Genomic DNA, 17,695 nt, shown 5'->3' with positions numbered 1-17,695 from the left:
GTAGTCATTTGGGTCAAATTGTTAACTATCGTAGCCTTTTCATTGAAAAAATGGTCGGTTTATAGTATAATTACGGTTTTATGTTAAACCAAAAGTTCATTTAGTTGGGCGGATAGGATTTTTATAATTACCCGTTAACGTCGACTGATTAGTTAACCAGCTATTTTAAGAACCTGTTGTCTCTCTATCACCTCCACAATAATAAACCGTTTACATGAGGTCCTTTTTATGACGACATAGTCTACGCTGTTGTCATTTTATATGATAGTTAGTCTCAACATTCTGGAAAAATCGATTACTATCAGCTATACTAACATTACGTCTAAAAGGACCAAGAAGGCTAATTGAAGAGTGGAGCACGCCAACAACAAGTTAAAGGACCCAAAACGCACGCGAGATGGGTCCTACGTAATTTTATACCTACTCCTTTGCGTTGGATGAGTATAAAATGCAACATTGGGACTACGACGTTCCTAAAACCAACTATAAAGGAGTTATCTTATAAAACAGCTTAATTATATGCTTTAGAAAAGGAAAACTATGTACCGAAGGTGAAGGAAATGAAGGTTCGCTGTAACAAGACCCCTTCGTATAAATGACAATCCAGACGCAAGACGGGACTAAACAACATTTGCGACACCTAGTTACCAGTTAGGCTTGTCAAATAAAAATATTCCGAAATCATGGAGTCCATTAAATTTTGGTTATTATAGAAGAAGTCATTTTCCCATTAAACGTCGGTTTTAAGGTATAACTTCACGGTACATGTTCGTTGATCCACAAAAGGGTGTTGCGCTTTGTGGTTATTCTTATTATAGACGGAACAGCATCGGGGCTCAAAAATGCGGTAGTAGTACGCTATTACGTTTTAGCTAACGAAGCTCAGCTACGTTTATCTCGAATGACAATTGTTGTGGTACTCAAAAAGGCTGACATATTCTTCTAAAAAGTAATTCGAGGAGAAGGTACCCCGGTTATTTTCATAATTTGTTCAGTTTATGCGCTCGTAAACGAAAAAATTTTATTAAAGACTGAAGACCTAGCTAGTTTCAGCATTTGTGTTCTCCAAACTACGGAACAAGGAGTTTCCGAACTAATTAGACGCGTTGTCGTACAAGGCGAAAAAAATTTCTTAGTTGTATCCCTTATCACTCAGCGAGTTTAAATCATACAAGTTTAACCCATTAATTCGATACCGGATTTCAAAGTCGTCATTAAGGACACGGTAGCCTTTAGTATTTTTGTATTGCGAAGTACATTACGGGATATTAATTTTATAATACATATAAGATAAAATTTTACTTAACCAATTATAGTGGTCGTTCACATGAATAAATTTAGGTAGACGATAGAATTTAATTCCTTTTCCGATAAAATCCCCACTATACCTTGTTCTAGCTAAATCATCGTTGTCGTTCGAGATATAGAATCCGTACTAAACGAATCAAAAAACGAACCCTAATAAAAAGAAATCAAATATATATAATGGGAAAGAACGAACCCCTGATTTGATATTACAAGGACTTCAATAATACTGTGAAAACTCAAGAAACGTTCTACTAATATTGATATCACAACCCAGATCGTTCAAATAACAAACCAATTATAAAAAACATGGATCGGATTAATGACCTAACTAAAGAATAAAACATAGATTAGTATAACTATTATTAGAAATATTCAGTCTTAATTTGTAATTTCTTCTCGTTCTTTCAGGAGGATCATTTGTTTAACCCTTCCTTTATTTTCTTAGGCGACCAAAACCTGATTTCTAAGAACCAAACTACTAGAACTAACATTATCGCTAAAAAAATAATGTTATAAACTAGGTCTATTGTAGTATCATTTACCGTCCTCTCAAATACCGGATAAATTTTGCAACCTTCTAATTTTCTTAATGGTTCTTTTATTTTCGTTACGTCCGCTTGGCCCATTTATTAGTTGGGCCTCTACTTTACGAATTTTTCCTTTAACGTATGATAAAACTTAACCGCCGATAAATGTTATTTAACTTTGCTTTATTTTTTAAAGGAATACGTATAAATTACATGTACCTTACAATATCTCGTCGGCGTTACGAACTACTACGTCTTCGATTAATAGTTAATCCTGTTTACCAAGAACTCCTTCGGTTCAAGTCCGTTTTAAACCTTTTTCTTCCCCAAAAGTTTTCGCTTAGCTTAGATTTTTTTACGTTAGTCGAGAAACTTCTCCGTGTACGAATAAATAACCGTCGTTATCGAGATCCGGTATAACGTCGTTTTGCAGATTCTCCTGAGTCAAAATAATTACCGACCCCTAACCTGCGACTATTTTTTTGACCCAAACTCAATTAACAACGTTCATAACTCCTTCTCCCAAGAACCCTATTTCATGGAGTCTAAAAACGTAGATACCCTAATTTGTTTGGACTTAAAAAAAGCGTTTAATACGTCGCGTCTTTTAGTAGTATTTATAAATCATGGATATTTGGATGTCGGGTCCACAAGTTATTTTGTCGTTGAGGACCCGTTATATAGCGTATAAATATAATTTCAAGATGCATTACATTATCTTGCTAATCAACCATAATTATAGCGAAAATTACATTTTAACAATTGGAGAGTCTAAACCCAAATAAGTTTTTATCGAGCGTAGAGATAACAACTAAATACAGTAATGTAGTTATGTGTTTTTTTCAAGTTGCAGGTTAATGTGGGTCACTTTTTGACATAGAACAACCGCTACGTTACTTGGTGAGAAAAAGTGACGTCAACCATGAACTCTACTTGAGCGTTCACCTACACAGTAGAGACTTATTCCGTTAACAAGTCCGCTCGAGTCGGTTAGGTATACAAGTATACGCTCGTTTTAATTCTATATAGTTAAGTTAAACCATATTGCTGGGTCTCTTTAGTTATCTAAGGCTCCGAAGAGTTCAATATTTCTACCTTACCCTACCCTTGTTATAGGTTCCAGATAGTAACAAGGTACCTGTATTCAAACTTGGCAGTGTAAGACGCTGTGTTTAATAGATATAGTTTCCTTTTGCTGTAAAAAACCACAAGGCACGGAAAGTACCTCATTACCTACCATACCCAAATATGGTAACCCACTTCCTCTAAAAAGCTCGCACCTCTTTTTTCGGTAACTAACCATGTCTAGACTGTTACTGCCTGATACTTAAAGAATACGTTTTTTCCTTTTAACTTATAGCAGGCTTAAAAGGTAACTTAACGTAACGTGGTTGTCCATTGTTGCCGAGACGAGTGTGAGTAATAAATACCGTATTTCATTGCGAAAGACCTTTTCAATTACGCTATTAGCGCTTCTAAACAGTTTATAATAATCTCTTGTCACGACTCGATCCACGACTTTTCCGAGCGAAATACTAAGGTCATCTAAACGCAGTAGTACAACTTCGTTTATGATGTCGTTTAAAAAGTTTAGGATAAAAATAACTCCGTTTTTTCCCTCCCCTGACCAGCTGGTAAATAACACTATATCAGTTCGTTGAATCAACAGTTTTACTTGACGTATAACCTTGCATACTACGAATAAATGTAGTAAACGGAAACAGGAACAATTTTCAGGACGAATTGCGAAATTAAATGATAGTTTTATTTTTTTTAGTCATGTACTACAGACCTTAACATAGCTTTGATAGCTAACTAAATAGTCTAGAATTAAACCTTGTCCTGACATTTCGGTAGCTACCTAAAAAAAACGGTTAATTACAAGGATAACGCGGATAACAAGAATAACACTGCCTTGTATTGTCACGTTGTTGGTAAACGAAGAGACAGAGTTTGCGCGTACGGTGTGAACTTTGTACATGGGTAAACCGGTTAGTTAAATTTTTTAACCAACCGCTCGGACTCGAACAAGGTCTATTGTTAAATGGAATAACGCTATGTGACACCGGACATATATTGTTATGGAACCAACTTAAAGGAGTTCTTTTTTGTTAAAAATGTTTTTATAACCTCTCGAGTTATCTTGTAAGAGTATTCGTACGAAACTAAAGTTTTCGTGTTTGATATTGAATGTTTGTTAACTCAGTAGCACAAAACCTTTAACGGTCAAAGAAAAGGCTATATCCACATCCTACACCCCTATTTCAACGATAAATAAATGGTTCTTTACTTCTATACTAAACAAGATACGAGCGAACGACCATAAATCCACGTCGAATATAAGGTTAACTATATTTTAGTGGGTAGCGAACCCAAAATCGCAATAACCTTCTACGGGTTGGACGTAATCACTAAGTACTTCTCAAACGAAATAATTTTGTCGTAATAGGTCCTAATTCATGAGTATAAGGTAATGTTTAATAATCGAGGTTTTGCGGCTCTTCGTTACCTTTGAGCGATTGAGTCAACCGAATATAATAAATGTGTAGTCCAAGGTGCCCGTGCGGATTCCCGCAGTACTAATTAGTACCAGTTAATAACTTAATAAACAGAACCCGTAAATTCTGTATAGCCTTATTATTAGTTGGAATAGTATGCCGTAATAAATGTTCGTAACGGAAGCTAAATTGTCACTGCAGTGAAAAAAATGGTAATGACAGTCCGCCATCAAACTACAATTAGGGACTCGGGTAATTGTGCCATTGTAATTTTCTGTATGAATGTTTCGTTTGCTAATTGAAAAATTTCGATTGAGGTAGGGTAAACGCTTACTATTCGGAAAATGGATACTCGAACCCCGTAGTTAATTGCAACCATCAACCGCCGCTTCTAAACGGAACATTTAATCGAGTTAGTTAACAACTTTTCTATGGACGGCAAGCTTATAAATTACTTATGCCCGGCTGACTTTGATGACAACCGACATACCAAGTAGTTAAACTACATTGTTTCCTAGAAGTGCCGTCACAGGGGTAACCATAAGGGCGTCGTTTATGTGCGTAGATAACAAACTTGTCGCTTGAATTTGGTCAGTCTGAGCGTCTTCTCCCTCTTTAAATATAACGACCAACATTACAACCTCAACCAATAAATTTGCTTGGAGTCAATTGTTCATTTATAAAATACCTACTAGGAAAAAAAGGTCCTCTTGCATACATAGTTTCACCACTAAATCGCTTTGTAGCTCTTCTACCAAACGAACAAATGGACTCCTCTTTTCTAGTTGTTTGTTTTTAAGCACCAGTAGCGTAACTTAACCGACTTTAACTTTTACAAAATAATCGTTAACTCCCATAGAGTGTTCGGCATCATTGCGAGTATTTTGTCTTCATAAAAAACCTACTTCTTGTATTACTCAATCGACGTATACATCATAGTCTCAGTTTTCCCGTTCTTTAGTTAAACGCACCACTCAATAGACGTCAAGAAGGAAGAATATACTATGGCTTTATAAAATAAATAAACTGACTCAACGGAAATTGTTAATTACCTTTTCAACTAATGTTTTTTGATGGTCTGGGACGAAGACTTAACTAACTATTTTTGTATCTGCCAGTACTACTAAATAATCGCGTTTAAGCGGTTAATAAACGATTGCATAATAGCAATGGAGAACTTCAATAACTATTAGTACGATGAAAACCGCTGTACCCACCTCTAAGGTACGTTTACCGAATGTACTAATTACTTGACTAATGGTTTTACTAAAGAGGCGTCGTAGTATAACAAAAAAGATTACTTAATCTCGCCAATAATCAAGCACGTTGCGGCATATTAAAAATATTTGTAGACAGTTTTTAATAAATTTTCTTATAATAGCATGATTCCTCTTGACTCCGTTTTATAGAAATAGAAAATATAATTTACGACCTAAACGTTCCATCTAATTAACCAAATTTCCTTCACTACATTTACTTCTAAAATCAATGACCTCCATCCCGCGGCCGATGATACCTATAATACGCGTCGGAGTAATTAGTCCCTATACTCCAAATACCACGGCTCTCGTACGAAATAGGCGAGCGCGCTAAACAATTTCCTCATTTCTTCGTAAAACAATAAGGATTCGGCTTGGTTCTGGACTGTCGAAAAAATTTCCGTTAATTTCTTTATCATTAAGTTGTATTTTATCTAGACTAATAAGGATGTACACTCCTCTAAAAAGTATATTCGGTTCCGATACTTCTTAATAGTTTCGTATGGTTCTATAAAACACTTAGAAAACTTGCTGACTTAGTTAACGTGCTATTTATGCGTAAATTGGTGGAGCAATCACTTATACCAAATTGTCGTGGGGTTTCGACCAATTAATTATGTCTATTTCTGTTCCTCGTAGAGGGGTTCCTATATCCTAACCATGATTTCGGCCATAAGAGAGCAAAACCGAGCGCATGTGAATAATTTGGCAGTGGTTTTCAGTATCGTTTAGAATGTTAATTACTCGGAATATAACGAGTTGTGAAATAAGTTCCTTTTCTTATGTCGTGAATATGATAACGAGTATTCCCACTCCATAATTAAGTTAGCACGATAGTGAGATTTATAGTTCGACCGGCGAGATGTCCTTATATGAAACTTGGGCGTCTTTAATTTGGCTATTGACTCAAATAATTCCATAAAACGTTTGCCAAAGTTAAGTCACCGGTTTAACGGAAACTAAAATAAAACTACTTGCTGTTCCGTATACAAAATCTCACATTAGGCGCCCATTGGTCACCTGAAGTAGACGAATGACTATTCTAACTAACCGTATGGTAAAACTCACCGGTTTCTGTCATACTATATGGATTATACGTTGTATACGTCGGAAAGTACAACCCCGTCCCTTACTACGAGGTAACAAACTTTATATATGACTTTTTAGGTGCAGTTAAGTAATTTCTAATAGCTTCTCGTGTACTGTATAACTTTGTATTTCGAATAGGTAACAAATTCGACTTCTCATACGACTACTACGAATTACATGAAACATCTCGATAGTCTCACGCCTTCCCTAAAATAGGACGAAGTTGCATACTATAACTAAAATTACCTTAACTTTTAGACATTTATTTAAATTAGAGGTTATAAACTATAGTTTCCTCATCAATCAGCTACTTTTATCGTCATACGTCACTACTCGAGATAGGTCAGTTACTCAAGCAACACGCTCTTGAACTCGCAAATCCCGTAGTCCAATAGGGTAAACCACGTTAGTTTAGTGCAGTTTTACTTAGCACCTAAGTTTGACGAGTTTAACGACGACTTCGCTAAGCAGTACCACTTACACTACTCCCATAAAAGAAAACAACCTGTCCATGTCCGTAAAGATAACATCGCTTATTTTAAGGCCCATAGTCTCGCCGCAATACGTGGCTACGGGTTTGTCGTTTTCCACGTTCTTATACCTTGTCTCGATTACAGAACCGTGATAGGTTAGCCGAAGATTGGGTCCTAAATCGTTTTCTTTAGAACCTGAGAACCAAATTATGGTTTTGACTACTTCTGCTATTCGTTTAGTAATTCCTTTAACTTCGTTATCTCGCTTTTGTAATGATCTTGACAACTGTAAAGTAAATTAAGGCGGATAAAGCGGGCGAAATACGCCCCGAGATATGTCTCTGTATGATTTTACATGGATAATTATGCCGGAGATAACCTAAGGCGCGTAATTGACCCCTCTATCCGCTTATTTCATTAATAGTTGTCTCGGATCAAATAAATAGTGATCCTTGCATATCACGTTAGCGATGGATTAGTCTCTCTTATAGATTTGCATTAATCGACTATCATTTTATAAAAATTCTTCATAAACATTATATAGCTTAATAATTTTGAACATATTACTTGATGAAAGACCGATTTAACCTCATAGTGGAAAGTGTATCCAAAAATACAATTTTGCCCTATAAAGTTGCCGATTATAAGAGTAACGGAGACGACCGCCTTACTAACCTAGGCCCACCAACAAGTCGGGCAAATAATCACGGGTTTACCGCCCTTCATTAAGTAATTAAAGTACCTAATAACGACGACAAAAATACTAGAAATAACGAGACGGCGATACACTTGAACCATGTTACAAAGGCTAGAGGCCTCCCTACAGATTAATAGGATGAAAATGGGTACCCTTCCTTCAACCCAAAAATAAACGCACCTGTAGTACCGACAGAATACAACACTACTGAGGGTATCTTTATGTCCGTTAAGACGTCATAAGTTCAGTAAAAAAAGGTTATAATTAACACTTTTTAAGTTGTCGTAAGTGTGAAAGACCCATGCCGATACAACATCGTTACCACTAGTACGAGAAACAGCACTATAACTTGAGAATACCTTAATTTAACGAACAACTCACATTATTTATACGTTCATAGTAATTTAAATATAATGGTTCATAACGTTAGCAAAGGAACGAAGTACAACGTGGTTGCGACCTATTGCAGTTTTAATTAAACAGTCTATTTCTTTCAACCCATTTATAAAAATGCCGTGAAAGTCGACCTCCATAACGAAAACGGAAATGACCTAAAGTTTTACCGAACCATAATCGTCCTCTCCATTTTTTAGGTGTTGCTTTATATGGGGAACGATAAAATCCACGACATGACTAACCTAAATAAAACATAAAGTACGACCTTGATTCAAAATAGCGACGTCACGGTGTTTTTATAAATTGTGTCCCAACCGTTCGAGACTCAATAGGTCCTCTATCGCCTGGAAATCACCCGAATTGAAACGAAAATCCAAATCCCCAACATCGGTGAAACGACTACTATCTACGACGAAAAAGAGGGAAACCTTGTTGGAACCAAATATGTCGACGTTGAAGTGCTTAACATATACCTTACCGTAATTTACTAGTAAATGGGTTTTAGAAAAATTTCCATTTAGCAGTATTTTAGGGGATACACTGAGAAATACGTTTAAATAATCAACCTTACAAAAGTAAAGAGGGTAAAGGTCCTACCGTCTTCAATCAGCGAAAAGAAAGAAGACGTTCATAAGAAAGAATGTCATAACCAGGTTATACGGAAAACCGTTACGCATTTAATGTCGGTAATAGTGGCTCTGGGAAATCCGAGCGTCCTCGTGACAAAACAAGCGTATAACGTAAAATAAAAACATTAAATTACGAAATAACCACGCCTAAAAGCTAGTATACCTTCAACCTATAACGAAATGAGCAACCATAAAAATAAATAACATAGATAGTAGCGTCTTTGAGGACCCTATTACCAAGTGAAAATATGACCAAGAATAGAATGTACCAACGGTATAAACAACAAAGGATAAATCCACGAAAACCACCGTATCCATAAGATTTCAAAGGAAAACTAGAGAACTCAGATAATGGGTATTCATAGCACTAAGACATGAATAGAGTTTCTAACGATACAGGTTGTGCTGTATTCGTACAACAAAGATATCATCTTCTCAGTTTACGACATTATTTCTTACTTTAAGAATGTATTTCTGAGAAGTTACTATACTAACGTGAAATAAAATAAAAGGGTCCAAATAAAATACCGTCGCCTCAAAGAACCTGTCCCCTATCCTTTTGAGGACGACTATTTAAATATCTACTACATAGAGTATCACCCATATTGTGAACCCAATTTCCTCTATGTCTACGATTTTCAATACTTAGCTACGATTAACTACGTACATCCTTGGATACCTACTCGGAGTAAATAATTTTGATGAAGTAACCAACCTATTTTGCGTCGTAGGTATATAAAGGTATAGTTTGATTTATATGAAAATTTTCGCATCTGGTTTTATGAACCTAATCCCCAACGTGAAGCCGAGACTTAGCCATTTCGATATGAAGTACCTAGAATAATCCCATTTACGGCACGCGATAAGATTAATAAATACAAAGAAACGGCGAAAAAAGAAGTTAGTTTATCCTTTAAGAGTTTGCGAAAGTCTCTTTTATCTACCCTAATAACGTGTTTTTAACGGTGTACGTTGGCAACCATAAGAGTAATTTCTCCGCCTTTGACCGGTCCATCAAATGTCGTCCTTACGCCTATTTAATGAAAGAGGTCGATCACCGTACTTCAATAAATGGCGACGTCGTCGGGATATGGTTAATTTTGGGCTAATAGCAAAATATTGTTGCGAAAGAGCGTTTTTAGTTCTAATGATACAAGTTAAATGTCCCAGTGGAAGCAAATGACGTCTATTAAATTGAAGTAATTACTACTTGAACTTTTTCTTATTATATTCGAGGTATTTTCCTTTATATTATTAACTGTCAAGTGTTATAGTTTGAGGTTTAATAGGTTCACCTTGAAGAATACTGCTAAATCCCACCATAATGCGACGAGGTCTATGTCGTCGTTATAACTTACTTTTATTTCACGGAATACTTGAGTAGTCACGCTTTCTTGATCCATTTGGGTGGCTTTAATTTGGCTTTTGTGATGAATTTCGTGACTGCCAACAATTACTTCATCATTGTCATTCATTTCTTCTCCCCTTTCTAGTAACGTCAAACTTAGAACTTTAGTTTGGGTTATTATGGTAAGCGAATATACCTACATACTAAGTCCTCTTTTTAGGTTTTAATTATCTCGAACGATAGGGACTAGGAAACAATAATCATTTCGTTCACTAGGTTTTTCGCAAATTATTTTTGTCATAACGCGACTTTCCATTTTAATAATTGCCTTGTAGAGGACCACTATGCCTAAAATAACGCTCAATAGTTAGTTTTCGCGACTCATTCGACTAATGAGTATACAATGTTGTTAGCCTGTTGGAGATACGTTTGTCGGAATGGTTTTTCGAACCAATAAGCGATTGACCTTTTCCTTGGGTATTTCTTCCACGAATACGTTAATTTTTTTATAATAGCCTTGTGTGAGTAGACCTATACAGCGTCCACCTATAGCAACTACCACTCCCTTGAGCAATATTAAATCACTGGGGTCTCGTTTACCATCAGAACGAATCGCTAGAGATAGTACTAGTTCGCTACTTTCTATAAAAGAAGTTTCGTGATGGAGTTAGGCCACAAAGTCCTTGCAATTTCCTGTCTTACTTCTTTTGGTACGAACTCTTTTTTCAAATACGGTTCTGACCAAGTTACGTACTATATAGAAGTAACAGTCCAAAATAATAATTAGGTGTACTCTTTTGTAAGTAAAAAAGATAATAATAGTTACCTCACTTATTTGGAAATTTATTTCGCTTCAGAGAACTTCTTTTTTAAAACAATCGATATCTACTTATGTCAAATCTCCTCTCAGGAAGGATTATCGAATGAGAAATTCAAGAACGAAATTTAATGCAAAGACATAGCTATCTCCGTAGATTAAGATAGATATTCAAAAAGAAACCGAATATGATAAAAAATATCGATTCCTTTTCTTATACCTACCTTTTCATATGATATCCTGACATTGCATGAATTAACCCCCTCAAACAAGGGAGTACCCCGAAAACCTAAATAAACGAACCATAAAGTTAGGAGTAAATAGTCATTTAGAGGGACCTATATAGAAGTACTCTGGTCCATGTCGGAACCCAAAATAAAATAGTCCCGATAGAAATTAAACAAATTTATTTTTTAATAACGTTTGGTCGGCTTAAGAATCAACAAAAGAAAATAATAGAAGACCTGAACAAAATATACTCGTGTAATATTTACAATTAGACCCATATCTACATAAAAAGTAATTTTAAAAACATAACCTGGGATGAGTTATAGGTCCGAGACGCCGTGGACCACAACGAAACTCAAAATATTAATGACGGGAAACAAAAAATTAACAAAGTAAATTAAAAAGGTGATTAACCGAAACCGACTCAAATAAGCCACATAAGAAGTAAAATTCAAACCCTAAATAGCGGCGCCGACTAGTAAAATAACTAAAGTGTTGTGCAAAACCACAACCTGCTACCTACTTTTAAAGTTAAAGGTGACGACAACCAGATTAGGAAAATTCGGACCCTTATTAAAGAATGTAATTAAGTTTTTTATATTTTGTGAGAGCGTATAGAGAAGGTAATTATTGGCAAAAACAGTAAAATTTGTAGTGATAAAATCCTACCGTCAAGTGATTTTTTTTGGTTCTTTTAAGTAATTTATACAATAATCTCAATTTTCAACTTTTACATCTTCTACACTAACTCAGGGTAAACGTTCTCGAGTGCAGGATAAAAAGGTCCTAGCGAGTTGCGACCGATTCATTAGTTTGTTGTAGACTTTCGCTTACCGTATGCCTACATTACGTGATATAAGTACTAGTTGGTCCAAAAGCGCGTTAACTTACCCATCTGTTATTTATATTACATGCGACCTAATGGGGACTCCTCCCATTACTTGTCTATTTTGCTATATTAGATATGTTACTATAGTCAGCTGCATTTCTTAATAATTTTTCAAACCTTTTTTTACTTGACGTTTACTCAAGAGTCAAACTTGAACTGCCCGTTCTTTTCTATAAGAATAACAATTCAGGTAACGTATTTCTGTTAGTAAAAGTTCCTAAATACCAACCATAAGAACTATATCTTTGAAAAAATCTTCTTTAAAATTTCTTTTACCTATAAGTTCCTATATTAAATTCATAGATACTGAGGAGTCCCGAAAATATATGATTACGAGCTCTATTATTTAAAATAAGCTCAACCGTTGTATGATAATAAGAAGGATGTATACCAGTTTGAACCTTTTATTCGGAAACCGGAAGATAACTTGAAATACTTGTCCAATAATGGAGAAAAAAGGGACGGTACTAGAATTATTAGCCTCATTAGTACCGACATGAGAGACCTAAAAACTAAATATGGGAGGTCCAATATTCTCGCTTGAGACTTTTCAATTTCGCTCGTGTTCATCTTAATCGTTTACGAGCACTTGCGAACGTTCCTTAATAACTCCCGTCATTACTAAATCAACGACGTTAACTAAACTTGATGTTAAAATAACGAAAATTATGTTACATATTTACACTTTAAATAGCATAAAAGTTTTAACTAAATCTTTAACCATACTTAAAGTCACATGAAAATGTCTTTTACTCGCGGCTCTTAGTTTGTTTTAGCTACAGCGAAACCTTTTTTCGTTAATTTCCAAGGCGTAAATGACACTAACTCAGTAAATTTCTGTTTGCTATACTGCCTAACCTGAAACTTTATGTAATATTAGGCTAAGTACTAAGTCTACCATTAGAATAACCACGTTCAGTAAAACGTTAATTACAGGTAGTCGCATAGGTTTTACTTGCTTTTGAGCTCCTTAGATTTTATCTCGAACTTTTAGAGCAGTTTTCAGAACTTTACGTTTTATTTCTTGACCTCAATAACTTTCTTAATTACTCAAATAACGTTAGGTCAGAAAGGTACCTGCTACGCTAACTCTATTATTTTTTAATGTCATTTGCATAGGATAGACCATGTAGACCTTAACAAATAGAATAAAGTAGTCTATTAAACTTGCACTAATCATCTCAAAATTCGACCCCACTCGGGCAAAGGTTAAATAAAGAAAAATGAAGATTCCTAACAAACAGAAATAATGCTGTGGTTAGGATAATATAAAGTCTATGTTAACTTCCCAATAACACATTAGTATAATTTTTTCGACCCTTTTTCGGATTTTCGATACGGACGAAAGGAAATAATCGGGTTTTACTTTACAATCCAAACAAAATACACCTCAAACCGCATTTATGTCTGTTAGTTGCTAATTAACGAAACCGTGTTTAATAAAGGCTCGTCAGACGTGACTCAGAAATGTTATAATTTGAAGTACTACAGAACTTTTGGGTTAGATGAGTTCTATCGAATTGTCCATAAATATTAGCTGCAAAAAAACTTCTTATGAACGTTTTTCTTTAAAATTTTAGCTTTCTAACAGGCAAGTGTAAACGAGATAATAATTAACTATAACTAATAAAATTTTTTCATTTACTATGGATACCAGTGAACTAACCGCTGGTCCAAGAAAAACTTAAACGATGTTTTTATTCCGTTTATACAGCTCTCCTACTGAACCATACAGCAACCCCGCCACTCCTTAAATACTAAATAAATGCTTGGTCATTAAACCTTGTACGGTTTTGTTTCCGCCTTCGTGATGCACTCAGCTAGCTCTTTGAATGTTAACTTTAGTTATTCCTTCTTGGATAAAGACAATGGTATAGTTAGCCATAGCGAAAAATAGGAATACTACCATTTTCTCAGCTACTAAATTATAGTTTTCGTCTACTTCGTGACATAGTCCGTTTTTTTTACCCAGCATTGTTTCATCATCGATCGAGGTCACACTTAGTTTTATCTTTAGTGATTTATGATCTACCCGACCAGAGAAGAATTTAAGACAAGAAAGACTTCAAAATTTTACCCGGAGTTAAACCTGTTATAATAAACAAACTTTTAAACGGACAATCAAATAACTATGGAAACTACTAATATTTACTTGCTTATGGTTTATATTTACGTCGACCTGTTACTATTAGCTTAATAGAAATTATTTAGTGTAGAGTAATTTTCATTTTTTCCCTAAGTTAGTTTTGACCTTGAAAGATACTTTGCCCAGTTCATATAAATAGAACAGTAATAATTATTTTTGGTCTATTAGCTCGTAATAAATATATCCATTTCGCTACTTATGACTCTTTGATAAAAGAATACCGTGAAACGCGATACTTCGTCACGTTTACTCATTAAAACCTGCTTTTAACGTCCCCCGGCATCTATCAGACGGTCCTAAACCATACAGGTTTCATTTCTAATTTCTGGGGACACATTAACGATACTCACCACTCGTTCTCGTAGGGTAGTAATGCATATGACCTTCCCGGCGTCTATTACAACTTCCGTACCATAAACTACACTCATGGCTTCTCAATCTTTTCCGTCTAAGTATACTCCATCGTCTGATATTTGCTCAGTTCCACTTCAACCGAAGTCCACATAAGCGAACCCAGATACAAGTACAACTCTCATAACTTATTAGTAGACTAAAATTAAGTAATTAAATCGCTAGTTTTTCAAATAATTAGTTAGATGTCTCCTCCAACTTCATTTCGTCTAATTATACGCAATTATGTTTTACTTGATTTTCTTGAATAATAAACTTCGGTGTATGGGTCACTTAATAGACTAATACTGGTACTCTTTAAATCTGATCGAAATCAGATCCAGTTCAAATTATACTTAAGCTTGTGTCACAGATTTGTTATCGGTAAGTGGTTATATTAATTTTTTACTTAGTAATTCAAATAATTTGAATTACTAAGTAACGTATGAATTACTTGGCATACTACAAGTAGAAAGTGGGTAGCGTAGTTTTTACGTGGTTAATAAACTATATTTCCATTTTATCGATTACGTTATACTATTGATTTATCACTTTTTAGTACTCTTCATGGACGCAATGATTTTCATAGTTCGTCGAATGGATAACGACCGAGTCATTAACGTAGGTTTTTTCGTAGTGACCGTAACTAATTTCTTGAATGACATGGGCGGTCTATATTGCCTAAACTAAGAAAAGGTTAATGTTTATGATAACCTTTACGAGGATTTGATTTTGGCTTTTCTTTTTCGTTATGTGAGTCATCGGTTTAACCGTATCCTACTCGCTTCTAATAGTTTGATTAGCTATTTCGTCTTTGGTTTCATGACATTTTTTATTTACGCGTCGCTAAAAAATAAGCTAATTATTTATTTCGTTTATTCCCTGTACGTTAGCGATTAGGATGTTTATGATTACTTTACTCGCTCCCCCGTTGGTTAAATAGATTTACTATACGAAAAACGTTTTTTCCTAAAGGGGTATTTGGTGTTTTTTATTGCTACCCTCTTTTACGATTTGGTGATATAGGTCAATTGTTGGTCAAAACAAACAAAAAATGTTAATTATTTTATAGAACGGTATTTACACCTAAAAATCAACGTACGACTCATAGACTAACACTACAAAGTTACCTTTGCCTACCAAATAGAAATTGTTATTTATTCTTGTTCTTTCGGTTCTAATAAGGGTAGGTCCGATGTAGTTGATTTGACCGAGAGGTAGGATAAACCGATTGGTCGGTACGGTCACCGTAAACAGGTTTTTAACGTGGCTAGTACCGCCGTCATTGTTCATCACTCCAGTCATTTCGTATTATAAAAAACCCTTTGGTATGACGACGGTTAAACTTTATTCGTTACCTGCGTTTCCTTTGTGGATGTGGGCAATTTCTTGCGGGGTTTTATCGCCATAAATTAAGGACCCGGACTCTTTTTTATATTTATGGTTTTCGTGTTGTTTTTTACCGAGGGCATCAGTGGGTAGAGCACGGCATTACCAGCTCCTATTAGGGATGTTTATCTCCATGCTATTCTATCCAGGTCTTCATGTGAGGACTATTTTGGGGTTCTGGATTTGGAACCTCCACTTTACATAGGTAGTTGACAACTCCGTAATGTGAACCTTTCAAAACCTCTTACATGAATATTTTATTTTTACGACGTGTATTCGATTACTATTTTTATCGCGCTGACCACTAACAAAAAACAAAAACGCTACGAAAACGTAGATCACGCCAAAGGTTCCAACTAGAGGAGTTTTATCAATTTCAGCATAGCGGACTAATAAACCGGAAAGGGATCTCTCCGGCTTATTAGTTTTTGCGTTGAGATCCCACTCCTCTCTTTCTGGTGCTGGTGGTGTCTTTGCTGTCTTTGTTATCGTGGGTAGTTGGGATGTCTCGACAAATTTCAATTCACTACAACCTTCGGTAACAAGTATATATTTTGTCTCACGCCTTATTTAACCATTAACATAGTACAATTGTTAATCATAATCTATAACAGTTTATCTAATAGCTTTCTAAATTATAAACCCAGACTTATCAAGAAACTAGAGACAACTCGACCCCTTTATTCGATTTAGTGAGTCTTAAATGGTTTAAACCTACATAATAGAGATCCCCGACAACTCGTAACGAACTAATCGGATGAGGAGCGCGTATTTCGCGCCCCTCATCCACCCTAATTTACTTTACAGTTATCTCGGATCATAAAATCTTTGTAAATAAAAAAGCCTATAAAGTTTGAGCTTAGATTAAGCCCATGTCCTTCTAGGCCATAGTCAAAGAATTGAGATACCTCGGTTGGTTCAGCACGTAGACCTCGGTATTAAAGGGGACCAGAGTGAAGCGAATAATCAACAAAATTAAGTGCAAACGCAAGACCGAATTGATGACGGAGTTCACGTAAAGAACGGAATTATTATAGAAGCCCTGCCCCCCGACCCCGTACTCAACCGTGGTTTGAGAAATTGTACTCGCTCATCGACGAAAATCCAAGTTCAAATCTTTAATAATCAAACCCAACACCAAATTCACGGTATCGATTTCCACAGCCGCTAAATTATTCAACATAAACAAAAAGAACTACCGATAGATATGCTGAGTAGTTCAGAACATTAGCTGAAACCGTTAAAACTCTTGCTCAGGATTTGTAAAGACAAACTAAAACAAACGCCAATAACACCTTTTTCCATTGCCATGTTTATAGACCAAAATCGAAAAGTATCAAATCAAACCGGACATTGTTCAGAAAAAGTGACCGTACTAGCCCTAGGTATAAAAGACTTTTTTGTCGTATACTCAGAGGTATGGCAGCTATTGCTCGGAAAACTGAACCCAGTTATTATTTAACCCGAACTGACTTTAGCAATTGTCCGAGATTGACTCTCAATTCCTCTTAAAAAAGAAAAGAATATTTAACGTCACGAACACTTTTAGGCGCAAGAACGTTAGAATTTGGAAGATAAACTGGACGCGCTACGCATCCGTTAACATAAAGAA

At 35.5% G+C, this 17,695-nt stretch carries 1 protein-coding gene; it reads right to left on the bottom strand.

The annotated features are described in order from the left end of the window. Positions 1–10,144 precede the first annotated feature (10,144 nt). Complete coding sequence (locus DGG96_RS07340; RefSeq protein WP_110142089.1) at positions 10,145–10,351, bottom strand: hypothetical protein; 207 nt, start codon at positions 10,349–10,351, stop codon at positions 10,145–10,147. Positions 10,352–17,695 lie beyond the last annotated feature (7,344 nt).

This window comes from Legionella qingyii (assembly GCF_003184185.1).
Note: the sequence above shows the minus strand (reverse complement) of the source record. Positions and strands in the feature narration are given on the sequence as shown.

Excerpts from the sequence above, each read along its gene's own strand:
- DGG96_RS07340 (WP_110142089.1), bottom strand. The coding sequence starts at position 10,351 with ATGAATGACAATGATGAAGTAATTGTTGGCAGTCACGAAATTCATCAC.